The organism is Rhizobium sp. UFLA01-1127, from assembly GCF_059803845.1.
On record NZ_JAUQTZ010000054.1, the window covers coordinates 16,022 to 37,177 of the forward strand.

General features: G+C 60.5%; 20 protein-coding genes and 1 pseudogene. 9 read left to right on the plus strand and 12 right to left on the minus strand.

Annotation, left to right across the window (positions count from 1 at the left end; genetic code table 11):
- Positions 1-4: 4 nt before the first annotated feature.
- The 9 genes from Q4Q11_RS15535 to Q4Q11_RS15575 all read right to left on the minus strand — a co-directional run bounded on the left by Q4Q11_RS15535 (position 5) and on the right by Q4Q11_RS15575 (position 9,646).
- On the minus strand, positions 5-1,105 hold the full coding sequence (locus Q4Q11_RS15535) for a BMP family ABC transporter substrate-binding protein (protein WP_112509362.1): 1,101 nt from the start codon (positions 1,103-1,105) through the stop codon (positions 5-7).
- Positions 1,106-1,127: 22 nt separating this feature from the next.
- Positions 1,128-2,507 carry an amidohydrolase gene (locus Q4Q11_RS15540; protein ID WP_498570045.1) on the minus strand — a complete coding sequence of 460 codons (1,380 nt, stop codon included), beginning with the start codon at positions 2,505-2,507 and terminating at the stop codon, positions 1,128-1,130.
- A gap of 4 nt (positions 2,508-2,511) precedes the next feature.
- Positions 2,512-3,168: a glutathione S-transferase family protein gene (locus tag Q4Q11_RS15545; protein WP_498570046.1), complete on the minus strand. Its 657-nt coding sequence runs from the start codon at positions 3,166-3,168 to the stop codon at positions 2,512-2,514.
- Positions 3,165-4,010, minus strand: a complete 846-nt coding sequence (locus Q4Q11_RS15550; protein WP_498570047.1) for an aromatic ring-hydroxylating dioxygenase subunit alpha — start codon at positions 4,008-4,010, stop codon at positions 3,165-3,167. The genes Q4Q11_RS15545 and Q4Q11_RS15550 overlap by 4 nt, the downstream gene beginning before the upstream one ends.
- Entirely contained in the window at positions 4,007-4,651 is a 645-nt protein-coding gene (locus Q4Q11_RS15555) for a Rieske 2Fe-2S domain-containing protein (RefSeq protein WP_498570048.1), read from the minus strand. The genes Q4Q11_RS15550 and Q4Q11_RS15555 overlap by 4 nt, the downstream gene beginning before the upstream one ends.
- A gap of 138 nt (positions 4,652-4,789) precedes the next feature.
- Positions 4,790-5,074, minus strand: a complete 285-nt coding sequence (locus Q4Q11_RS15560; RefSeq protein ID WP_498570049.1) for an acylphosphatase — start codon at positions 5,072-5,074, stop codon at positions 4,790-4,792.
- Between the two features lie 189 nt (positions 5,075-5,263).
- Positions 5,264-6,508: an amidohydrolase family protein gene (locus Q4Q11_RS15565; protein WP_498570050.1), complete on the minus strand. Its 1,245-nt coding sequence runs from the start codon at positions 6,506-6,508 to the stop codon at positions 5,264-5,266.
- Positions 6,505-8,079 carry a gamma-glutamyltransferase family protein gene (locus Q4Q11_RS15570; protein WP_498570051.1) on the minus strand — a complete coding sequence of 525 codons (1,575 nt, stop codon included), beginning with the start codon at positions 8,077-8,079 and terminating at the stop codon, positions 6,505-6,507. Before Q4Q11_RS15570 ends, Q4Q11_RS15565 begins: the two co-directional genes overlap by 4 nt.
- A 673-nt stretch (positions 8,080-8,752) precedes the next feature.
- Positions 8,753-9,646: a LysR family transcriptional regulator gene (locus Q4Q11_RS15575; protein WP_498570052.1), complete on the minus strand. Its 894-nt coding sequence runs from the start codon at positions 9,644-9,646 to the stop codon at positions 8,753-8,755.
- 105 nt (positions 9,647-9,751) lie between these two features.
- Between Q4Q11_RS15575 and Q4Q11_RS15580 the strand changes: the two genes are divergently transcribed.
- Positions 9,752-10,621, plus strand: a complete 870-nt coding sequence (locus Q4Q11_RS15580; protein WP_498570053.1) for an SDR family oxidoreductase — start codon at positions 9,752-9,754, stop codon at positions 10,619-10,621.
- Positions 10,622-10,863: 242 nt separating this feature from the next.
- On the opposite strand, the pseudogene Q4Q11_RS15585 reads toward Q4Q11_RS15580, so the two are convergent.
- Positions 10,864-11,148 (minus strand): annotated as a pseudogene (locus Q4Q11_RS15585) (helix-turn-helix transcriptional regulator); the annotation flags it as partial.
- Between the two features lie 78 nt (positions 11,149-11,226).
- Here Q4Q11_RS15585 and Q4Q11_RS15590 point away from each other — a divergent pair.
- From Q4Q11_RS15590 to Q4Q11_RS15620, 7 genes are all read left to right on the plus strand, one after another.
- Positions 11,227-14,148: a monovalent cation/H+ antiporter subunit A gene (locus Q4Q11_RS15590; RefSeq protein WP_498570060.1), complete on the plus strand. Its 2,922-nt coding sequence runs from the start codon at positions 11,227-11,229 to the stop codon at positions 14,146-14,148.
- On the plus strand, positions 14,148-14,486 hold the full coding sequence (locus tag Q4Q11_RS15595; protein ID WP_112512756.1) for a Na+/H+ antiporter subunit C: 339 nt from the start codon (positions 14,148-14,150) through the stop codon (positions 14,484-14,486). Before Q4Q11_RS15590 ends, Q4Q11_RS15595 begins: the two co-directional genes overlap by 1 nt.
- Complete coding sequence (locus tag Q4Q11_RS15600) at positions 14,483-16,093, plus strand: monovalent cation/H+ antiporter subunit D (RefSeq protein WP_112512755.1); 1,611 nt, start codon at positions 14,483-14,485, stop codon at positions 16,091-16,093. Before Q4Q11_RS15595 ends, Q4Q11_RS15600 begins: the two co-directional genes overlap by 4 nt.
- Positions 16,093-16,569 (plus strand): Na+/H+ antiporter subunit E, encoded by a 477-nt coding sequence (locus Q4Q11_RS15605; protein ID WP_498570054.1) that lies wholly within the window; start codon positions 16,093-16,095, stop codon positions 16,567-16,569. Before Q4Q11_RS15600 ends, Q4Q11_RS15605 begins: the two co-directional genes overlap by 1 nt.
- Positions 16,566-16,847, plus strand: coding sequence for a K+/H+ antiporter subunit F (locus Q4Q11_RS15610; protein WP_112512753.1), 282 nt, complete (start codon positions 16,566-16,568; stop codon positions 16,845-16,847). The genes Q4Q11_RS15605 and Q4Q11_RS15610 overlap by 4 nt, the downstream gene beginning before the upstream one ends.
- Complete coding sequence (mnhG, locus tag Q4Q11_RS15615) at positions 16,844-17,224, plus strand: monovalent cation/H(+) antiporter subunit G (protein ID WP_498570055.1); 381 nt, start codon at positions 16,844-16,846, stop codon at positions 17,222-17,224. The genes Q4Q11_RS15610 and mnhG overlap by 4 nt, the downstream gene beginning before the upstream one ends.
- A 116-nt stretch (positions 17,225-17,340) precedes the next feature.
- Positions 17,341-18,285, plus strand: coding sequence for an isoaspartyl peptidase/L-asparaginase (locus Q4Q11_RS15620; protein ID WP_112512751.1), 945 nt, complete (start codon positions 17,341-17,343; stop codon positions 18,283-18,285).
- Between the two features lie 74 nt (positions 18,286-18,359).
- On the opposite strand, the gene Q4Q11_RS15625 is transcribed toward Q4Q11_RS15620, so the two are convergent.
- Both Q4Q11_RS15625 and Q4Q11_RS15630 read right to left on the minus strand, forming a co-directional pair.
- The gene (locus tag Q4Q11_RS15625) at positions 18,360-18,932 is read right to left on the minus strand and encodes a GNAT family N-acetyltransferase (RefSeq protein WP_498570056.1); all 573 of its coding nucleotides are present in this window, start codon (positions 18,930-18,932) and stop codon (positions 18,360-18,362) included.
- A 490-nt stretch (positions 18,933-19,422) separates the two neighbouring features.
- On the minus strand, positions 19,423-19,971 hold the full coding sequence (locus Q4Q11_RS15630) for a cupin domain-containing protein (protein ID WP_498570057.1): 549 nt from the start codon (positions 19,969-19,971) through the stop codon (positions 19,423-19,425).
- A 143-nt stretch (positions 19,972-20,114) separates the two neighbouring features.
- Between Q4Q11_RS15630 and aptA the strand changes: the two genes are divergently transcribed.
- The coding region (gene aptA, locus Q4Q11_RS15635; RefSeq protein ID WP_498570058.1) for an omega-aminotransferase AptA at positions 20,115-21,156 on the plus strand (1,042 nt) is incomplete at its 3' end.

Below are 21,156 nucleotides of genomic sequence, written 5' to 3' on the forward strand. Positions count from 1 at the left end.
CGACTTACTTCGGCAAAGGCGTCTTTACGCCTTTGACATGCCAGTCCATCGCAACGATCTGGGCGTCGGTCAGCGTTGCGCCTGAAGCCGCTCCTTCGCTGCCATCGGCCTTGGCAATCGGGCCGGTAAACGGCGAGAAGCCGCCGCTTCCGATCTTTGCTTCGAGTTCCTTGATCTTGGCCATGGTATCGGCCGGGATTGCCGGGCTCCAATCGACCACCTCGACGACCTTGTCCGCGACGCCGAGGAAGGCATTGGCGCCCTTGAAGGTGCCGGCGAGATGCGCGTCGACCGACGCCTTGAAGAAGGGCGACCAGTCGGTGGATACGCAGCCGAGATAGGTCTTCGGCGCATATTTCTTCATCGAGGAGTTCAGGTTGAAGGCGTAGACGCCGGCGGCCTCGCAGGCCGATATGACCGAGGGCGTATCCTGCGCGTTCGAGAAGATCACGTCGCACCCTTGCGAGATCAATGCTTTGGCTGCTTCCTGCTCCTTGGCCGGATCGAACCAGGAGTTGACCCAGACGACCGATACTTCGATGTCCGGCTTCACGGCCTGTGCGCCGAGCGTAAAGGCGTTAACTGACGTAATCAGTTCGGGAATGGCGAAGGCAGAGACCGAACCGAGCTTGCCCGTCTTGGAAACGGCGGCCGCTGCCATACCGAGCAGATAGGTTCCTTGAAAATACTTGGCGGCAAAGGGCGAGAAATTCGGGGCGACCTGGAAACCCGAGGCATGCAGGACGCTCACCTTGGGATTGCGGCGGGCAATCTGCAGCGCGCCGTTCTGATAGCCGAACGAGCCGGCGATCAGGAAATGATTTCCGTCGGAAACGGTCTTGTTCATGATGCGGTCCGCATCCGGGCCTTCGGCAATGTTCTCGATCACCGTCACCTTGACCTTGTCGCCATAAGCGGCCTTGATCGGATCGAGGCCTGCGGCGAGCGCATGGCCCCAGCCGACATCGCCGATCGGCGAGGGCACGACGAGCGTGATGCCGAGCGGTTCGTTCGCGGCAAAGGCGGAGCGTCCGGTAAAGGCCGTTGCGAGGCCTGCGACAGCCGCGCTCTTCATCAATGTTCTGCGGGTCAGATTCTTCTGCATCCCAGTTCCCCTTTTTGGTTTTTCAGAATTCCACTGTTGCAAGTGCTGCCTCGGCCGCGGCAAAGAGTGCGGCTTCATCCAGTCCGGTGAATTCACCGCCCTGCCAGACGATGCGTCCGTTGATCATGGTCAGATCGGTGGGCATGCCGATCCCGACCTTGGCGATCAGGCTCAGCGGGTCATGCCGTGTCCCGACGTAGTCCATCCGTCGCGTGTCGATCGCGAAAAGGTCCGCCGCCATGCCCGGGGCAAGACGCCCGATATCCGTGCGTCCCAACAGGCTTGCGCCTCCGCTTGTCGCATAGCGTAGGAAGTCGAGCGGAGCGGGGACGGGATGCTGACGCGTCGAGGCCGTGAGGCACTGCAGCATGTAGGCGGAATGGATGCAGTGCATGAGGTTCGAGTTGTCGTTCGATGCCGCGCCGTCGCAACCAAGGCCGATGCGCAAGCCGAGGGCCTGCATCGCCGGGATGTCTGTGACTTCGGCGCCGACCAAGTAAACCGGCTCAGGGCAATGGGAGACGCCGGTGCCGCTTGCCGCCATCTTGCGCAACTCGTCATGCGTCAGTTCCCAGCAATGGGCGTAGAACGTATCGGGGCCAGCGAAACCCAATTCCGCGCAGTAGTCGACCGTGCGCATGCCATGCCGCGCCTTGATGACAGGGCTTTCGCCTTCGCCGACATGCGTGTGCATCTGCACGCCGCGATCCCGCGCTAGCGCGACCGATTCGACGAAGGTTTCGCGGTAGCAATTGACCGGCTGGCAAGGGGCGACCACCACCTGGCGCATGCTGAAGGGACCGGCATCGTGATAGCCGTCGATCAGCCGCGCGCAGTCGGCGATGAATTCATCCGTGGTCTCGAGCATGGCGTCGGGGATCGTCGATCCCTCGGATTTCGGCAGGGTGTTGCCGCCACGGCCTGCGTGAAAGCGCATGCTGAGAAGGTCGGCCGCCTCGAACTGGCGATCGATCAGGCGTTTTCCCGCATGGCGGGGAAAGCAATATTGGTGGTCGAAGGCGGTCGTGCAGCCATGCTTGATCATCTCGGCCATGGCGGTGACCGAGGAATGATAGAAACAGTCCTCGGTCAGTCGCGAGAAGATCGGATAGATCCGATCGAGCCATTCGATGACCGAAAGTTTCGTCCAGTCGAGGTCGGCCCGGTTGCGCACGAAGCACTGAAAGAAATGGTGATGGGTATTCACAAGCCCCGGATAGACGAACCAGCCGAATGCGTCTCGCACGACCGTGCCCTCGGGCAGCGCGCTCAGCGATAGGTTTTCCCCGATCGCTTGGATCGCCGGACCCTGGGTCAGCAGATCCACGTTCCGGCGCACGCTCGGGCCATTGCCCTCATCGACGATAATAGCCGCGCAATTTTTCAGGAGATAGCCGGTCATTCCATCATTTCTCCGCTGCTGGGTGCGGATCGGGTTTCAGCTCGTGCAGGCGGTGAATGCCGGGCATTTCGATGAAACCGGGCAGGCTGCGGATGGCGCGCATCCAGAGCCGGATCAAGGGATAGGGATCAAGCGGGATGCCGCCGTCAGGCGCAAGCGCGACATAGGGAAAGCAGGCGATATCGGCGATGGTGGCCCGGCTTCCTGCAAGGAATTGCATGCCGCGCTCGCCCTGTTCGAAAAGGCCGGCTTCGAGTTCGCGCAATGCCGCAATTCCTTGAGCCCTTAGAGCCTTGATGTCACCAGGACGCAGGAGCATGTCGTGGAGCCGCGCACCGCCAAGATTGGCTGTCAGGCGATGCGAAAAGGAAAGCCACTGCTGAACGCGCGCCGTCTCTTGCGGCGAACCGCAGCCCAGCCATTCCGGCGCAGCATTGGCCGCGAGATAGGCAAGCATTGCCGAGGATTCGGTGAGTACGAGATCGCCATCCTCGAGGATCGGGATGGAGCCTGCCGGATTGAGCGCCAGAAGCTCCGGCCCGCGATGCTCCGCGCCTGGATGAAAGTCGACCGGGCGGATTTCGAGCTTGACGTCCAGGATCGCGGCCATCAGCCTTACCTTGTAGCAGCTCGGCGATAGAACATAATCGTAGAGTTTCATTGTGCGACCAACTGTGCGCCGTATGTATAATTGTGGCGCTTCAGCCATCGCCGGTAGGCGACCGAGGTAAGGTCTGCCCTTGTCGGAATTTCCATGCCGGGATCAAGCGGAAGAAGCGCGGGGATCTGGTTCTCGAGAATCGAACGATCCTGCAGGAAGATCGTCTGCTGAAAGTGGATGAGATCGGTCATTGGCGTTTCGTCATCGAAGAGGGCCATCCAGGGCCATACGTCGCAAAGGTCTTCCGCAAGAGGCTGAACGAACAGGGTGATGACGTCCCATTCGCCTGGTCGCGGAGGGCATGTCTTGTAGAGCACCGAACAGGTCGGGGCCGGCACGCGGTACATGTATTCCGTCGTAATGCCGCCGGTCGCCGACTTTGCAGCCTGCGGCTGGTAGAACTTCACCTGCGTGGCCCAGACCTCATCCTCATCCTCGCGGATCTCGACCTTGTAGTTTTCGACCTCCGTATGCGGTTCCGCGCCGAGGATGTCGGTGTGGACGAAGGGGAAGTGTGCGATATCGAGGAAGTTTTCCACGGCGCGAAGCGGCGAGCAGCGCACGCGGACCGCGCCGACATCGACGAAGCGGCGGCCCGGCTGATCGGCCTCCGGAATGGCAAAAAGCTCCTTCTCCGGCGTTCCGAGGGAGGACCAGACGTGGCCATATCGGACACGGACGGGCAGGGCTCTTCCCTCGGCAGTCACCACGCGCGCATTGCCATCCTGATCGCAGGCAACCTCGATTGCCTCGCCCATCAGCCAGGTCTTGCATCCCTTCTTGCTGAGCTGGCTGAAAAGGCCGACCGGATACCATTCGTCGAGCATGGCGCCATCTTTCATCCCGCAATCTCCCTGTGGCGCTCTTCCGCTGTACGACGGAGAGATTCGACAATACGCGACGCTGTAATGCGATCTGCCGCGCTGCGGTGCTTTTCGATCATGAGAAGAACGAGCGTGTGTTTTTCCTGGGCCGCCAGCAGCAGGCTGATCCAGGGAAATTCAGGCAGGCGGATCAGTCCCCTTGCATCAGCTTGCGCCCCTGCCGCGGCCTCGATTGCCGCGACAGTCGTTTCGACGCTCAGAGAGCGTAACGGTTCGAGTTCGTCGAGCTGCGGGGGCGGCATTGCCGGTAGTCCGACGGCCACCCATAAGATGCCGCCCGATTCTTCGACCTGCTGGACGGCGACACGGATGCTGTCTGGAGGAATCAGATCGGGATGAGCTGGTATGCGAATGCATCCGCCCGACACGGAATAGCTCCATCCGTGATAGATGCAGGAGAGCGCTTCGCCGCGGACAAAGCCATGCGACAGTCTCATTCCACGATGCGGACAGCGATCGGATGATGCGGTTGCGCGGCCCGACTGGCTGCGCCACAGGGCAATCGAGCCAGCCGATGTCCAGGCCGGGATGACGGTTCCTGGCGGCAGATCGGAGGAAAGGGCGACTGGCGCCCAGGATCCGGCCCCATCAAGTGGCATAGCCTCAACTTTCTTAATTTCACCAACGACTTAGCGCCGCAGGCCATAGGCAGGCGTCGTTGCCTGTATCCCCTCGATCTTCAAAGGTTTGCATAAATAATTCGCATTGGCAATAATGATTAAATAAAAGGCAGAAAATCAGGAATTCCTAAAATGGGGTGTTGCCGGACCATGCATGACTCTACGCTGTATCCTGTCGACCCAAACGTCGATTGGACCAAGTGAGCAGCCCATTTCCAGCATATCGATCAGCTCCGAAGGCCCGGTGACCTCAAGTTCGATCCGGCCCGCGTCGGAATGAAAGAACGTCTGCGAAAGCCCAAGCTTGTCGGCGTAACGCTGTATCCATGGGATAAACGAGGCGGTGTTAAGATCACCTAGTATCGTCATGCGTTCTCGAAATTCACTTTGAGGAACCTGCATCCGTCAATGATCCTTGCCTTGTCTCAAGACGACAGAATAGCCGCTTCGTAAGTTCGCGATAGAGGCGTCTCACAAAGCAATGCTCCGCCGTCTTCCGCTACGATCAATTCGCCAACGGCAACTCCACAGGCCGGCCGCAAAGGGTTCCGATTTCCGGACCGCTTTGGTTCGATGGAGTGATGCCGCATTTCAGATTGCTTTGTGAAGCACAGGGCGACCGTTGTCGAAGCTCTTGCGCCCCTTTTTCCAGCCAGCGATCACGCGGGCAATTTCGCGCACGGCCGCACTGGGGCCGGGGCTGTCGAGGAGTACGATCGTCGCTTCGACGCCCGCCTGCAGACGCGAGCTGCCGTCGAGTTGGCCAGCAGCCGTTTCGCTCACCATGTCGAAGACCAGGGCCATATCTTCGTCACGCGAGAGCTGGGCGACATTGGCGTAAAGATTGGCCATGCGAATGAGCGAAGCGTCGCCGTAGGGCGTGAAGGGATTAAGGACATTGTTGGTCGCAATGGAAGTTACAACTCCCCTTCCTGCGAGCAGATGGGCCGGCGCCACGCCACGCGGGACCAGGCTGTCATGGCCCCGGCCCATGAGGAACAGATCGGTTGCCGGTAGCACCGATATCGCGATCCCTGCCGTCGCGAGATTGTCGGCGATGGCAAGAACCTGCGCCGGCGGCATGGCCGACAGATTGGTGACGTGGCCGATCGATACGCGACCTTGCCAACCATGGCGGAGCGTCGCGTCGATCACCTTGGGCAGGTCGGTTCGATCGGGATCGAGACTGAAATCGAGATGAAAATCGGCCGGGACATCGTGCTTTGATGCCAGAGCGAAAATCATATCTATATGCCTGCCCGGGGCGGGATCCGTATATGAGCAGCCGCCCACGAGATCCGCACCATCCGAAAGCGCCGTGTCGAGCATGTCATATGTCTGAGGCTCGTTCGTGAGCCCCTCCTGCGCAAAGGCGCAGATTTCGATGTCGACCGCGAAAGCATAGTCCCGACGAACACGCTTTATCGCTTCAAAGGAGCGGAAGCCTGCGCGCGGATCGATCTCGGCGAAGGTTCGCATCCGCGTCGTGCCGTGGGAAATCGCTTTCTCGACAACGCGTGCAGCGCGCGAGTAAACATCGGCCTCTTCAAAGCCGGCCTTGGCTTTGGCGGTTTGCTGCACGGCTTCGGCAAGCGTACCCTGGCAAATTGCGCAGCGGTCGAGAATGCAGGCCTTGTCGAGATGAATGTGGGTATCGACAAATCCGCCGAAGGCGAAGCTTCCTTCGCCGTCGACATCCGATAGTGCGCCGCACCGAATGCGGGATTCGATGGCTGCGATCCGGTCGCCCCGCACGGCGATGTCGACGAAATCGCCACCTTCTTCGACACGGACATTACGGATGATGAGATCGAATTGTTGATCGCTGGCGCTCACAGCAGGATCGCGCCTCCGTCGCTGCGCGGATCGTGAGCGCCATCGATCGCTCCGTCTTTTCCGATACGGATCACGCCGGCTTGGCCGCCAAGCGGACTAAGAGCGTCGATGGTCGATATCTCATGTCCCATGGCGGCAAGCGCGGAGACCAGTTCGGCGCCGGTGTTTTCCTCGATCTTCAGGCTGTCGCGGCTGTCCGAGAATGTGCGGCCGAGCAAAAAACGCGGGCGTGCGAGCGCTGTAGCGGGATCCAGGCCGTGGTCGATCAGCAGGCTGAGCAGCAGTGACAGCGTCTGTGGCTGGCCGTCTGCCCCTTGCGTACCATAGACCAGATGCGGGCGCCCGTTCTTCAATGCAAGACCTGGATTGAGGGTATAGAAGGGACGTTTTCCAGGCAGGATATAATTGGGGCTCGCAGGATCGGTGCTGAAGGCTGCGCCCCTGTTTTGCCAGAGGAGGCCCGTGTCGCCGACTACCACGCCGCTGCCCCAGTCGAAGTAGAGGCTTTGCAGCAGCGACGCGCATCTCCCATTGGCATCCACGGCGGCAAGCAGCGCCGTGTCTCCGTGCCGATAGTCTCGCGGCCAGGGCAAGGCCCATGCCGGATCGATCGCAGCGGCCTTGGCCACGAGGCGGTCCGGATCGAGAAGGTGTTTCGAGACATCCGCGGCGAAGCGAGGGTCGGCGATTGCGTGCCGGTCGAGGAACGCCTGTTTTACCGCCTCGATCAGCGCATGATAATAGGCCGGGCTGTCCGGCGGCAAATCCGCCATCGGCAGATGGCCGAGCACACCCATGATGCCGAGGGTAGTGATGCCTTGGGTCGGCGGCGGCGGAGTAAGGAGTATCGTGTCGCGATAGGCCTGCTGGAGGGGAGCGACAATATCGGTTCGTGTGGAGGCAAGATCGGCGGCGGAGAGCGGAGAACCGGCCTCGGCAAGCCCGCTTACAATCCGGCGGGCGAGCGCCCCCTCGTAGAATTCGCGCGCGCCGTGACGGGCTATGGCCTCGAGCGTTTGCGCCAAGGCGGGCTGCTGCTGAATGCCGCCGGATCGGAAGAGAGCGGCGAAGCCCGACCAGTCGTTCAGTTCAGCGCTTCGGAATTGGTGCCAGAAGGCCTGCGACTTGCTGACCTCGAAGCCATCATTCGCGAGCGCGATGGCGTCGTCGAGAAGAGGCGGCAATTGTTCGGTGCCTGCCCATTTGTCTGTGGAATAGGCAAGCGCTTTCTCCCAGCTGTCCACGAGGCAAGCTGTCGTGAGCGTGGAGGCAGGCCCTCGCAAAGGAATGTCCCCCCGCGGTATGACCGCCGCTGCCTGGCCGATGCCAAGGAAGGTCCGTGCATCGCCTTTCTCGTCCGCCACGAGCCAGACAGCATCGCCGCCGAGCCCGCAGAAATGAGGGTAGGTTACCGACAAGGCAGCCCCGGCGGCAATAAGCGCCTCGATTGCATTGCCGCCGCGCCTGAGCACCTTTGCGCCAGCTTTGCTGGCCAGCCAATGCGGTGTCGCGATCATGGCGGTTGAAGGTGACGCATTGGTTTGAGCGGTCTGTTTGGTGAAAGAAGTCATGAGCGGTTTTCAGCGGTATTTCCGACGGCGATGTGGCCCGGCTTTCGAATGGCGGCCGAGAGTTTCGGCAGATGCGCAGCTGCCGGAGTCACGAAATCGTCTTTCGGATCAAGGATAGTGAGATTGTGATCGGCATGGATGAAATCCTGGCAGCATGGTCTGAAAGGCCAGGCATGCAATACCGGTGCCATAAGGGGCGACCATTGGACGAAGCTGGCATCTTCGATATCAAGCTTTTGTATTTGTTGAGATTAAATTGATCTGCGTCACGCCTGATTGCGCGTTGCCCGGTGCAAATTCTGGGCATGAACCGCCGTCAATGCCTGCGAATTCACATGGACTTGCATAGATGGCGGAAAAAGCGGCGGCCGGTCGTCATCATGCTCCCGTGCCGATAGCAATCGGATTTTTCAACGTGGCCGGCTAGGGCGAAGCGCGCTGTTGGATATTGCTGCGCTCCAACGCTTCAAATCATCACGCCGGAGGACATTATCGGAGAGGCGTTTGTGCACATGGAGCCGCAGTTTGCCTCCCGCCAGATGAATACTTTACAATATACTGGTGCGGAGCCGAATTTCGCCGTTGAATACGAGGCCTTTGCAGCAACGTGGGCTTTGCTCGCAGCCGGCGTTGGACTCGCCGAGCCGTGGGAGGATGTTTTATGAGCATCCGCTCATTGTACAATATAGGCGGCAAGTTCTTCAGGCGTTCCTTGCGGAAAGGCTTCTTTCAGATAATCCAGAAACGCCGACACGCGTGCACTGAGGAGCCGCCGTGTCGGATAAAGCGCCCAAAGAGCAGTCTGAAATCCTTCCACGCCGCCCCAGCTGACAAGCGCGCCGGTGGCCAGATCGGAGCTGGCGAGCGACAGAGGCAGACGCGCTGCGCCCACTCCGGCGCGAACGGCATCACGAACCATCATGAACGAGGAGAAGCTCAGAACTGGCCTTGCCGCGAGGGCCAACTTTCCCGCGGGTGCCGCCACTTCCCATGATTCGATCTGGCCCGTCAATCCACGGGTGACGGCAGGAACGACATCGCCGTCTGACGGGTGCGCCAGTTCAGGACTTGCCACGACCACCAGGCGATCGCGCAGGAAAATGCGCCCGACCAGGCTTGCATCCGGCTCAGGATTGACGCGAATGACCAGATCATAGGCTTCTTCAATCATGTCGACGATCCGGTCTTCCGTTGTTGTCTCCAGTTGCACCTCGGGGTATTTCAGGACGAATCCTGCCGCAAGTTTTCCCAACGCCGTCTGGGAAAATAGCAGTGGTGCACTGATCCGCAGCCGGCCTCGGGGACTATGTCCGCCCGATGCAATCGCCTTTGTCGTTTCCTCGATCTCGGTCAGCAGCGCGCCCGTTCGCTCGAACAGAGCACGGCCCTCCTCCGTTAACTTCAGCGCTCGTACGCCGCGCTCGAATAGGCGCAGGTCGAGGTTTGCCTCCAGTTCGGCCACGCGCCGCGACAGGGTTGCCTTCGGACGACCTGCTGCCCGCGCAGCCTTTCCGAATCCGCCATGGCGGGCGACCAGATTGAAATCGGCAAGGGCGAGCAAATCCATGCGTTCCACCAGTGAGACGATTCGTCCAAATATAGCGTCTATCGGTATCAATGTGGATCATTAAATTGATGGTTGTCAACTGAACCCCAACGCGGAGTAATCACAATGACCATCCTTGTTACTGGTGCCACCGGCCGTGTCGGCCATCATGTCGTCGATCAGCTCGCCAAGCGCGGTGCAAACGTTCGCGTGCTGACCCGCGATCCCTCGAAGGCCAATGTCCCGGCCGGCGTCGAGGTCGCTCAGGGCGACCTGCTCGACATCGATGCCCTGCGCAGCGCCTTCAACGGCGTCAGCACGCTCTTCCTGCTCAACGCCGTTACCGGCGACGAATTCACGCAGGCGATCATAACGCTCAACATCGCCCGCGAAGCGGGCGTCGAACGGGTCGTCTATCTATCGGTCTTCGAAGCCGATCGCGCGGTGAACGTACCGCATTTCGCGGTCAAATTCGGCGCCGAGCGCATGCTCGTGCAGATGGGTTTCAGTGCCACCATCCTGCGGCCGACCTACTTCATCGACAATGAGCTGATGATCAAGGACGTGATCCTGGGTCACGGCGCCTATCCGATGCCGATCGGCAGCAAGGGAGTGGCCATGGTCGATGCGCGCGATATTGCCGAGGTTGCGGCGATCGAGCTGATCCGTCGCGACCAGGCTCCCGGCAAGCTGCCGATCGAGACCATCAATCTGGTCGGACCCGACACGCTCATCGGCCAGGACATAGCGAAAATCTGGTCTGACCTCCTGGGCCGACCGATCGTATATGGCGGCGATGACCCCAGCGGTTTCGAGCAGAACATGGCGAGCTTTATGCCGAAGTGGACGGCTTATGAAATGCGCCTGATGGCCGAACGCTATGTCAGCGATGGCATGATCCCAGAGATCGGCGATGTCGAACGGCTGATCAAGATCCTGGGCCGCCCCCTGCACAGCTATCGCGACTTTGCGGCCGAGATCGCGCGCGCGGCGTAAGGGCCGCGCCAACCACGCCGACTAGGAGGTTCACCATGATTGACCGGGCCGCCACGGTCCTGCTGAACGCCTTCGGCGAAATCACGCTGACGCGCAACGCTGCGACTGTTTCAGGTGCCCGCGGCCCGGTACTATCGTCCTTTTTTCAAAGCGGTGGTCCGGCCCCGTTCGCCGGAAGCAGACAGGATTTCGCAGCTTTCCGTATGCGACGGTGCGGGTACGTCTGCGGCAAAGGCTTTGGGACAGATGCCGATCTCATGTCCTTCGATTCGGAAGAAGGCCACGCCTCCCGTCTCCAGCGCCAGCCGCAGCTGCGCCTCCGTCGCCCGATGCAAACTGTGCCGATTGCCCTCATAGTCGCGGATCGTGCTGCGCGACACGCCCGAGCGGTCCGCAAGATCCACCTGCGTCCAGTCAAGGAAGCCGCGGGCTGCTCGGCAGAGCGCTGGTGTCAAAATCATCACCGTTTCACCTTGACGCAGGGTTCTATGCTGCCCATATTGGGCGATATCTGTCATATAGGACAGAATTTGCCGGTTTTCCAGGGGTTTTGCCGACATGGCAGTCTGATGTGATCCGGCCAAGCTAGGGAATGACGTTTTGGGATAACCAGCGGGCCTGTTTTCATTCTTGTACTTCTGGCTCTGCCGTTTATCGGAAGTCTTCTTTCCGTTTGCCTGCTGCGCACGCAGTCGCGGCGCGTTCCGGCCTCGATCGCCGGAACGATCACATTTCTGGCACTCTTGATTTCAGCGAGCTTCTATCCAGCCGTCAAGGACGGCGGCGTGGTTCGCTATCGCTTGGAATGGCTGCCGCAGATGGGGCTCGACTTCAGCCTCAGGATGGATGGATTTGCCTGGCTGTTTTCGCTCGTCATCACCGCCATCGGCTTCCTCGTTATCGTCTATGCCCGCTATTACATGTCGGAAGAGGACCCCGTTGCGCGCTTCTTCTCCTTCCTGCTCGCCTTCATGGGCGCGATGCTTGGCATCGTGCTGTCGGGCAATGTCATCCTGCTCTCGATATTCTGGGAGCTGACGAGCATCTTTTCTTTCCTGCTGATCAGCTATTGGCACAATACAGCTGCCGCGCGCGACGGCGCCCGCATGGCGCTGACGATTACCGGAATCGGTGGGTTCTGCCTGCTGATCGGGCTGATCCTGCTCGGCCATATCGTCGGCAGCTACGATCTGGACAAGATCCTGGCGTCGGGCGATATCATCCGCAACCATCCGCTTTATTCGCCGGCACTGGTGCTGATCCTGCTGGGCGCGCTGACGAAGAGCGCGCAGTTCCCATTCCATTTCTGGCTTCCGAATGCGATGGCGGCGCCGACGCCGGTCTCCGCCTACCTGCATTCAGCTACGTTGGTGAAGGCCGGCGTCTTTCTGCTGGCGCGCTTCTGGCCGGTTCTGGCCGGCACGGATGAATGGTTCTATATCGTCGGAGCCGCCGGCATCATCACGCTGCTGCTGGGCGCCTATTTCGCGATGTTCCAGCAGGACCTTAAAGGGCTGCTTGCCTATTCGACGATCAGCCATCTCGGCCTCATCACCACCTTGCTCAGCCTCGGCAGCCCGCTTGCCACGGTCGCCGCCATCTTCCACATGCTGAACCATGCGACCTTCAAGGCGTCGCTGTTCATGGCGGCGGGCATCATCGATCACGAGACCGGGACGCGCGATATGCGCCGTCTGAGCGGTCTGTTCCGCTATATGCCATTCACGGGGGCGCTTGCGATCGTCGCGAGTGCCGCCATGGCCGGCGTTCCGCTGCTCAATGGTTTTCTGTCGAAGGAAATGTTCTTCGCCGAAGCGATCGAAACCCATGCGGATTCCATCCTCGATCGGTCGCTCCCCTATGTGGCGACGCTTGCAAGCGTCTTCAGCGTGGCCTATTCGCTGCGCTTCATTCAGACGGTCTTCTTCGGGCCGGCGCCGACCGATCTGCCGATCGGCAAGCCGCATGAACCGCCGCGCTGGATGCGCTTCCCCATCGAGCTTCTGGTCGTGGTGTGCCTTGTCGTCGGCATCGTTCCCGCTCTATCGGTGGCGCCCTTCCTGCATGCGGCCGTGGTCAGCGTTCTCAACGCCGACACGCCGCAATATAGCCTCTCGCTCTGGCACGGTTTCAATCTGCCGCTCGTCATGAGCATTATTGCCCTAGTCGGCGGCACGGTGTTCTATTTCGCCTTCAAGGATTATTTTTCGCGATGCGAGGATGGCCCGCCCATCTTCCGCCGCCTGAAGGGGCAGCGCATTTTCGAGCGAGTATTGGTCGAGGTTTCCTGGCATTGGGCGAGAACAGCTGAAAAGCGGATCGGCACGCGCAAGCTGCAGCCGCAGCTTCGCTGGGTCGTCGTGACAGGGTTTGCCGCCGGCCTGCTGCCGCTTTACTTGTCCGGTTTTGAAGCCAAGCATTTTTCGTTCCTGGGTGCCGATCCGGTCTTCGCCGCGGTCTGGGCGATTGGCATTTGCCTTGCGATCGGCACCGCCTTTTTTGCCAAATATCACCGGCTTGTTGCCTTGGTGATGCTGGGCGGTGTCGGGTTGATCGTCTGCGTGACGTTCATCTGGCTGTCCGCGCCGGATCTGGCGATTACCCAGCTGCTCGTTGAGATCGTCACCACGGTTCTCATCCTGCTGGGCTTGCGCTGGTTGCCGAAGCGGACGGAAGGGATCGACGATACGGTCGATCTGCGCGCTCGTTTCCGCCGCTTCCGCGATCTGGCGCTGGCGGTCGTCTGCGGCGTCGGCATGATGTTTATTTCCTACGCCGTCATGACCATGCCTGTGCCCGACGCCATCGCGAATTACTTCCTCGAAAACGCTTATTCGAAGGGCGGTGGTCACAACGTCGTCAACGTCATCCTGGTCGATTTCCGCGGCTTCGATACCCTGGGCGAAATCGCCGTCCTCGGTGTCGTCGCCCTGACCGTCTATGCGCTCCTGCGTCGTTTCCGTCCGGCACCCGACAGCATGGAAATGCCGGAACAGCAACAGATCCAGAACCGTTTCGACGAGGAACGGCCGGAGCGTTCGGCCGGCGATACAGTGCGCGACTACCTGCTCGTGCCGTCCGTCATCATGCAGTGGATCTTCCCTTTCGTGATCGCTCTTTCGGTCTATATCTTCATGCGGGGGCATGACGCGCCAGGCGGCGGTTTCGCGGCCGGTTTGACGCTCTCGATCGCCTTTCTGCTGCTATATCTGGCCGGCGGCACGCGCTGGGCGGAGGATCGCATCCGTATCCTGCCGCTGCGATGGATGAGCGCCGGGCTCCTGATTGCGACCGCGACGGGTATCGGTGCCTGGTTCTTCGGCTATCCGTTCCTCACCTCGCATTTCCAGTATCTCGACGTACCGTTGATCGGCAAGGTTCCGGCGGCAAGCGCGCTGCTCTTCGATCTCGGCGTTTTCATGCTTGTGGTGGGATCCACAGTCCTGATTCTCGTGGCGCTCGCGCACCAGTCGATCCGCATCAACCGTTTGCGCGCTCTCGATGCCGACAAGGCAAAGGGGGATTGATGGAACTCATCCTGTCCATAGCAATCGGTGTGATGACGGCTTGCGGCGTCTGGCTGATCCTGCGTCCGCGCACCTATCAGGTTATCATCGGACTGTCCTTGCTCTCCTATGCGGTCAATCTCTTCATTTTCGGAGTGGGCGGGGTAAAGACGAATGTGCCGCCTCTGCTTGGTAATGGCACTGCAACGCACGCTCTGGCAGACCCGGTGCCGCAGGCCCTGGTGCTGACGGCGATCGTTATCGGCTTTGCGACGACGGCCTTGTTCCTCGTGGTGCTGCTTGCCTCGCGCGGCCTGACCGGTACGGACCACGTCGATGGCAGGAGCGACCGGAAATGACAGGCTGGTCACACCATCTCATCATCGCGCCGATCCTCGTACCCCTGATTGCGGGTGCGCTGCTTGTCTTCATCGACGAGCGTTCACGTACGCTGAAGGCGCTCATCAGTCTGGCGGCAACGCTGCTGCTTGTGGGCATTGCGCTTGCGCTTTTCCGTACGGAGGGGGAATCGGCCGGTCTGGAACGCGCTTATCTTCTTGGAAACTGGAGCGCACCCTTCGGCATCGTGCTCGTGCTCGATGGGCTGTCGGCGCTGATGCTGCTGCTGACATCTGTTGTCGCCGTTGCCGCGCTGATATTCGCGCTCGCGCGCTGGCACGCGGTCGGCGCTCATTTTCACACCATGTTCCAGCTGCTGCTGATGGGCGTCAACGGCGCGTTCCTGACTGGCGATCTCTTCAACCTCTTCGTCTTCTTCGAAGTCATGCTGGCGGCATCCTACGGCCTCCTGCTGCACGGCTCCGGGCCGCTTCGCGTCAAGGCGGGCATGCATTACATTGCCGTCAATCTGGCGGCGGCACTGCTTTTCCTCATCGGTGTCAGCCTGATCTATGGCACGGCGGGAACGTTGAACATGGCGGATCTTGCCGTGCGCATCCCGGAAATGTCGGCCGATCGCCGCATGCTGATGCAGGCGGGTGCCGGCGTGCTCGGCATCGCATTCCTCATCAAGGCCGGCATGTGGCCTCTCTGCTTCTGGCTGCCGACAGCCTATAGTGCTGCCTCCGCGCCGGTGGCGGGCATATTCGCCATTCTTAGCAAGCTCGGCATCTACGTCATCCTGCGCTTGACCATGCTTCTGTTCAGCACCGGCCCGTCCGCCGGTTTCGGCGCGACCGTGCTTCTTTATGGCGGCACGGCAACGTTGATCTTCGGCACGGTCGGTGTGCTGGCGTCGCAGGCGCTTGGGCGGCTGGCCGGTTTTTCGGTGCTGGTTTCGTCCGGCACGCTGCTGATGGTGATCGGCATCAACGACGGCTCCATCTCGTCCGGCGCGCTGATGTATCTCGTCAGCTCGACACTGACGATCAGCGCCTTCTTCATGCTGATCGAGCTCGTCGAGCGCGGCCAGGATGCCGGCGCCAGCGTTCTCGCCGTTACGATGGAAGCCTATGGAGATGCCGAGGAAGGAGAGCCGACGGAAGGCGACGGCGTGACCATGCCCGGCACCATGGCGATGCTCGGCATCTGCTTTGCCGCCTGCGGCATCCTGCTTGCCGGCCTGCCGCCTCTTTCCGGCTTCGTCGCCAAGTTCGCCATGCTCTCGGCCATGATGGGAACCGGTGCGATCGGCATCCCGCCGAGCGCTGCCGTCTGGGCCTTGATCCTGCTCGTCATTCTCTCCGGCATTGCCGCCCTCATCGCCATGACGCGTGCCGGCATACGCACATTCTGGAGCTCGCTCGAGGGTACGGTTCCGCGGGTGCTCGTTATTGAGATCGTGCCCGTCATGGGTCTGCTTGCCTTGACGCTGGCATTGACCGTTTGGGCCGGACCCGTCATGCAATATATGGATTCGACCATCCGCACGCTCAGCGATCCCAATGTCTATGTCGATGCTGTCCGCAATGCTGTGGTTGCTCCGGCAAAAGCGGGAGGTCTGTGATGCTGCCTTACCCGCTTCTGGCGCTGAGCCTGATCCTGATGTGGCTGCTGCTGAACGGCTTCACGCTCGGGCAGCTTGTCCTCGGCATCGTCGTTTCGGTTTTCGCCTCCTGGGGGATGGCATTGCTGCGGCCGGAAAAGCCGCGGCTGCGGAAATGGTATCTGCTGCCCAAGCTTTTCTTCCGGGTCGTTTTCGACGTTTTGAAATCGAACGTCCAGGTGGCCTGGATCATCCTGAGAGGGCGCTCGCGCAAGACGACACCGGGTTTCGTGGTTCTTCAGCTCCGGTTGCGGGATCAGATTCCGTTGGCGCTGCTTGCGGTTATCCTCACCAGCACGCCAGGATCTGCGTGGCTGGAATATGATTCCAACGATAATAGTGTTCTGCTGCATGTCCTCGATCTCGAAAACGAGGCGCAATGGCGCGAAACTATTGCCAATCGCTATGAAAGCCTGCTGCTGGAGATATTCGCATGAGCGCCATGGTCATCCAGATATCCGTCACGATTGCGCAGATGATGATTGTGGCGGCGATGGCGATCGCCTCCATTCGCATGTTCCGTGGACCGCGCGCGCAGGATCGCATCATCGCGCTCGACACGCTCTATGTGAACGCCATGCTGCTTCTGCTGACCTTCGGCATCGGCACAGGTCGCGTCGTCTATTTCGAGGCGGCGCTCGTCATCGGCATGCTGGGCTTTGTCGCAACGGTTGCGCTCGCGAAGTTCCTGATGCGCGGGGAGGTGATCGAATGACAACACCGTTTGAAAGCGTGCCCCTTTGGGCGGCGATCCCGGTCGGCGGATTTCTCATCCTCGGTGCCTTCCTGACATTCGTAGGCGCGATCGGCTTCTTGAGACTTGGAACGTTCTACGAGCGCATCCATGCGCCGACATTGGGAACGAGCGGAGGCATCGGTGCAATCATGATTGCGTCGATGATCTTCTTTTCGGTCTCGACACGGTCGCTGGTGCTTCACGAGTTCCTGATCGGCATCTTCGTAACCGTGACGACACCGGTCACCTTCATGCTGCTCGCCCGCGCGGCGCTGCATCGGGATCGTGCCGAACAGAACGGCGATGTTCCTCGCAAGCAATCGGCTGACGAGGCCGTGAAAGGGCATTCGTCGTAGACGTCCTCTCCATTCTTTCATAATCGGCGAATGCAGGATGGCAGTGTGTGTCGTGCGGGGGTAAGAAGGGCATGAATTGGGCCGGTCGGGCATTATTCACTGAAGCGGAGTAGGAAATGGCGAAGATTGCGCTGGCGATTCATGGTGGTTGTGGCGTCATGCCGGAAGACAGCATGACGCAGGAAGAATGGGAGGGCGCGCGTCGTGACCTAGCCGCGGCCCTCAGCGCCGGCTATGCACGCCTGAAGGCCGGCGACAGCGCGGTCGATGCGGTCGAAGCCGCAGTCGTGGTCATGGAGGACAGCCCGCATTTCAATGCTGGCCACGGCGCGGCGCTCAACGAGAACGGCCTGCACGAGCTCGATGCCTCGATCATGGATGGCGCAACCCTTGAGGCTGGTGCCATCAGTGCCTCGCGCGCAATCCGCAATCCGGTCAAGGCTGCCCGCGCATTGATGGAGGATGGTCGCGCCGTCTACATGACCGGACCTGCGGCCGATCGTTTCGCCGAGGTCAAGGGTCTCCAGGTCGAGCCGCAATCCTATTTTACCACGCCGAAGCGGGTCGGCGCCCTGGAGGCAATGAGACGCCATGCGGCTGCCGGCACCGACGGAACGGAGAACGAGAAGCACGGCACGGTCGGCGCCGTGGCGCTCGATGCAGCCGGCCACCTGGCCGCCGCGACCTCGACCGGCGGCTACACCAACAAGCCGGAAGGGCGCGTGGGCGACAGTCCGATCATCGGCGCAGGCACCTATGCGCGCGATGGCGTCTGCGCCGTATCAGGCACGGGGCAAGGCGAATTTTTCATCCGCCATGTCCTGGGGCACGAGGTGGCGTCCCGCATCGCCTATCTGAAGCAGGATATTGCAACTGCGGCGGACGGGCTCATCAATCATGATCTCGCACCTCATCGGATCGGTGCCGGGCTGGTGGCCATAGACGCGCAGGGCGTCGCGGTTGCGCCTTACAATACGCCGGGAATGTTTCGCGGTTGGGTGACGCCCGAAGGCCATGCTTTCGTTGCGACCCATGACCAGATCTACGAAATCGAGCTGTGAGAGGAACTTGATGGCGTCGGCATGCGATCCGTGTTCCGTTGTCGAAATGGAACATGGGCCATATCTCGGCGCGGTCATGAATCCCGAAGTTCGGGCCGAGGCGTGTGCTTGGCTTGGCGCGCAAGCTCATAGCAGCATTGGGTGATGGTTTCGCGCCGCGACTGCGAGAAAAGCTCCCTGGCACCGACGGGCATGAAGCCCAGCCTTGTCAGTACCCGTCCCGATGCCGGATTATCAAAGGCGTGGCCGGAGCCGAGGCTCGACAGGCCGATTTCGTAAAAGACGAAGTCGATCAGCGCTTGCGCTGCCTCGAAGGCGTAAGCCTTGCCCCATGCCGATTTCTCCAGCCAGTAGCCAAGGCTGCCGCTGCCGCCGACGATGCTGTCGACATCGACGATGCCGATCACTCTATCCTCCAGCTCGATGGCGAAGCGATAGGCGCTGCCGTCAGTCCATTCGTGCTCGTGGCTGGCAAACCAGTGGCCGATCTCCCTCCGATCGGGAGGGTAGGTGGCGTTGCTCAGCATGCGCGTTACTTCCCAATCGTTCTGGATTTCGAATGCTCGTTCTGCGTCGGCTGTGGATGTGGGACGCAGGCGGAGCCGCGTCGTCTCGATGGATAGGCGGGGAATGAATCTGGGGTGCATCTTAGAGCGCGCCTTGCCGACGGGGGCTGCCTATGGGCGGATTTGGAGAGAATGTTCCCGGTGTGCCATCTATGCGTGAAGCGGCGATGAAGGCAAGTATCGCGCGATTTTATCTGTCGCTTATTTTTTAGTGCCAGACAATATATTGCCGCAATGGGCGGGCAGAAGCGCCGCCTCTTGCAGACATAGCCTTTGCAGGAAATGTGGGACCGGCCGTAAGAGCGTTCCCTTTACGAGGGGCGAACCCCCTCTTGCGGTCCGGTCCTTTCGATCCTCATATCCTCTTGATCGAAGCAGGCACCGGCTTCGATCTCTTTGCCTCCGCCAATATGGCACATCCGCGGCGTCTTGCTTAGGGCGGCCTTGCGGAAGATGCGATATGTTTCGCCCGCAACCGGCTTTGTGTGCTGGCGCGCGCCGATCTCGGCTTGACGACGGAGAATTTTCTTGCAGTTCTATCAGATCCGACCGTGAGGATTGGCACGTTCACCTAGAAGCTCGGCGGAGTGCAAGCACTGATGACCTCGCAAGCAATCGGGCCGACGCAGCGGAAGCGATGCGGGCGGCGGCTCTCGAAATAATAGGCATCGCCAGGGCCGAGAATGCGCCGCTCGTCGTCAACGGTGACTTCGAGGCGACCGGACAGGACGATGCCGCCTTCCTCTCCTTCATGCACCAGAGGCACTTTGCCGGTATCGGCCCCCGGCTGGTAGCACTCCTTCAGGATTTGGAGGCTGCGGCCAAAAAGGTTTTCGCCGATCTGACGATAGGAAATCGGGCCTTTGCCGATTTCGACCAATTCCTCGGCCGCATAGAAAGCCTTCTTCGGCGCTTCCGGTTCGAAGGCAAAGAATTCGGCAAGTCCGATCGGGATCCCGTCGAGAATGCGTTTCAATGCGCCGACGGATGGATTGGCCGAATTGGATTCAATGAGCGAAATTGTCGAATTGGTGACGCCGGCGCGCTTGGCGAGTTCGCGTTGGGAAAGATTGCGCGTCAGGCGCAGATGGCGCAGGCGGTTGCCGATATCGACGGACATCACGGCCTCGGTTTTCAGGTGTTCGAAATATCGAAAATATTTCACAGCATGGAAGTAAAATCAATGGATTAAGGGCGGCAAGAAAAGGACTTGTTCGGATCGGGAAAATGGCTGATGTCAGCAATAGCGCAATGGAGGCGACCATGGACAAGATCACTCATCCCAATACCCCTGTTCTCGACAATTTCTGGATGCCTTTCACGGCAAACCGGCAGTTCAAGGCCGCTCCGCGATTGCTCGCGGCTGCCGATGGCATGTATTATACCGACGTCGACGGCAACAAGGTGCTCGACGGCACGGCAGGCCTCTGGTGCGTCAATGCTGGTCATGGCCGCAAAAAGATCGCGCAGGCGGTCGAGCGTCAGCTTTCCACAATGGATTATGCCCCTACCTTTCAGATGGGCCACCCGATAGCTTTTGACTTTGCCGCAAAGCTTGCCGCGCATGCGCCTGGCGGCCCTGAGGCCGGACTCGATCGTGTGTTTTTCACTGGTTCTGGTTCCGAGTCGGTCGATACTGCGCTCAAGATCGCCATCGCCTATCAGCGGGCGATCGGGCAGGGGACGCGCACGCGTATTATCGGTCGGGAAAAGGGTTACCACGGTGTCGGCTTCGGCGGCATTTCCGTCGGCGGTCTCGTCAACAACCGCCGCGTCTTCCCGCAGATCCCGGCCGATCACATGCGCCACACGCTCGACATCGAGCGCAATGCCTTCAGCAAAGGCTTGCCGGCTCAGGGCGTGGAACTTGCAGAAGATCTGGAGCGGCTGGTCGCACTGCACGGCGCTGAAACGATCGCCGCCGTCATCGTCGAGCCGATGTCCGGCTCCGCGGGCGTCATCCTGCCGCCGAAGGGCTATCTGGAGCGGCTGCGGGCGATTGCCGACAAATACGGCATCCTGTTGATTTTCGATGAAGTGATCACCGGCTTCGGCCGCCTGGGCACGCCGTTTGCGACGGAATATTTCGGTGTCGTTCCCGATCTCGTCACGACGGCGAAAGGCATCACCAACGGCACGATACCGATGGGTGCCGTCTTTGCCAGCCGTAAGGTCTATGACGGCCTGATGACCGGCCCGGAAAACCAGATCGAGCTCTTCCATGGCTATACCTATTCCGGCCATCCGGTCGCCTGTGCCGCCGGCCTTGCGACCATGGAAATCTACGAGGAAGAAGGCTTGCTGA

What these genes read in the sequence shown, in the direction of transcription:
- Q4Q11_RS15570 (WP_498570051.1), bottom strand. Translation starts at nt 8,079, where the DNA reads ATGACTTCTTTCACCAAACAGACCGCTCAAACCAATGCGTCACCTTCA.
- Q4Q11_RS15620 (WP_112512751.1), top strand. Translation starts at nt 17,341, where the DNA reads ATGGCGAAGATTGCGCTGGCGATTCATGGTGGTTGTGGCGTCATGCCG.
- Q4Q11_RS15580 (WP_498570053.1), top strand. Translation starts at nt 9,752, where the DNA reads ATGACCATCCTTGTTACTGGTGCCACCGGCCGTGTCGGCCATCATGTC.
- Q4Q11_RS15595 (WP_112512756.1), top strand. Translation starts at nt 14,148, where the DNA reads ATGGAACTCATCCTGTCCATAGCAATCGGTGTGATGACGGCTTGCGGC.
- Q4Q11_RS15560 (WP_498570049.1), bottom strand. Translation starts at nt 5,074, where the DNA reads ATGCAGGTTCCTCAAAGTGAATTTCGAGAACGCATGACGATACTAGGT.
- Q4Q11_RS15610 (WP_112512753.1), top strand. Translation starts at nt 16,566, where the DNA reads ATGAGCGCCATGGTCATCCAGATATCCGTCACGATTGCGCAGATGATG.
- Q4Q11_RS15575 (WP_498570052.1), bottom strand. Translation starts at nt 9,646, where the DNA reads ATGGATTTGCTCGCCCTTGCCGATTTCAATCTGGTCGCCCGCCATGGC.
- mnhG (WP_498570055.1), top strand. Translation starts at nt 16,844, where the DNA reads ATGACAACACCGTTTGAAAGCGTGCCCCTTTGGGCGGCGATCCCGGTC.
- Q4Q11_RS15550 (WP_498570047.1), bottom strand. Translation starts at nt 4,010, where the DNA reads ATGAAAGATGGCGCCATGCTCGACGAATGGTATCCGGTCGGCCTTTTC.
- Q4Q11_RS15545 (WP_498570046.1), bottom strand. Translation starts at nt 3,168, where the DNA reads ATGAAACTCTACGATTATGTTCTATCGCCGAGCTGCTACAAGGTAAGG.
- Q4Q11_RS15540 (WP_498570045.1), bottom strand. Translation starts at nt 2,507, where the DNA reads ATGACCGGCTATCTCCTGAAAAATTGCGCGGCTATTATCGTCGATGAG.
- Q4Q11_RS15535 (WP_112509362.1), bottom strand. Translation starts at nt 1,105, where the DNA reads ATGCAGAAGAATCTGACCCGCAGAACATTGATGAAGAGCGCGGCTGTC.
- Q4Q11_RS15555 (WP_498570048.1), bottom strand. Translation starts at nt 4,651, where the DNA reads ATGCCACTTGATGGGGCCGGATCCTGGGCGCCAGTCGCCCTTTCCTCC.
- Q4Q11_RS15625 (WP_498570056.1), bottom strand. Translation starts at nt 18,932, where the DNA reads ATGCACCCCAGATTCATTCCCCGCCTATCCATCGAGACGACGCGGCTC.
- Q4Q11_RS15600 (WP_112512755.1), top strand. Translation starts at nt 14,483, where the DNA reads ATGACAGGCTGGTCACACCATCTCATCATCGCGCCGATCCTCGTACCC.
- Q4Q11_RS15630 (WP_498570057.1), bottom strand. Translation starts at nt 19,971, where the DNA reads ATGTCCGTCGATATCGGCAACCGCCTGCGCCATCTGCGCCTGACGCGC.
- Q4Q11_RS15605 (WP_498570054.1), top strand. Translation starts at nt 16,093, where the DNA reads ATGCTGCCTTACCCGCTTCTGGCGCTGAGCCTGATCCTGATGTGGCTG.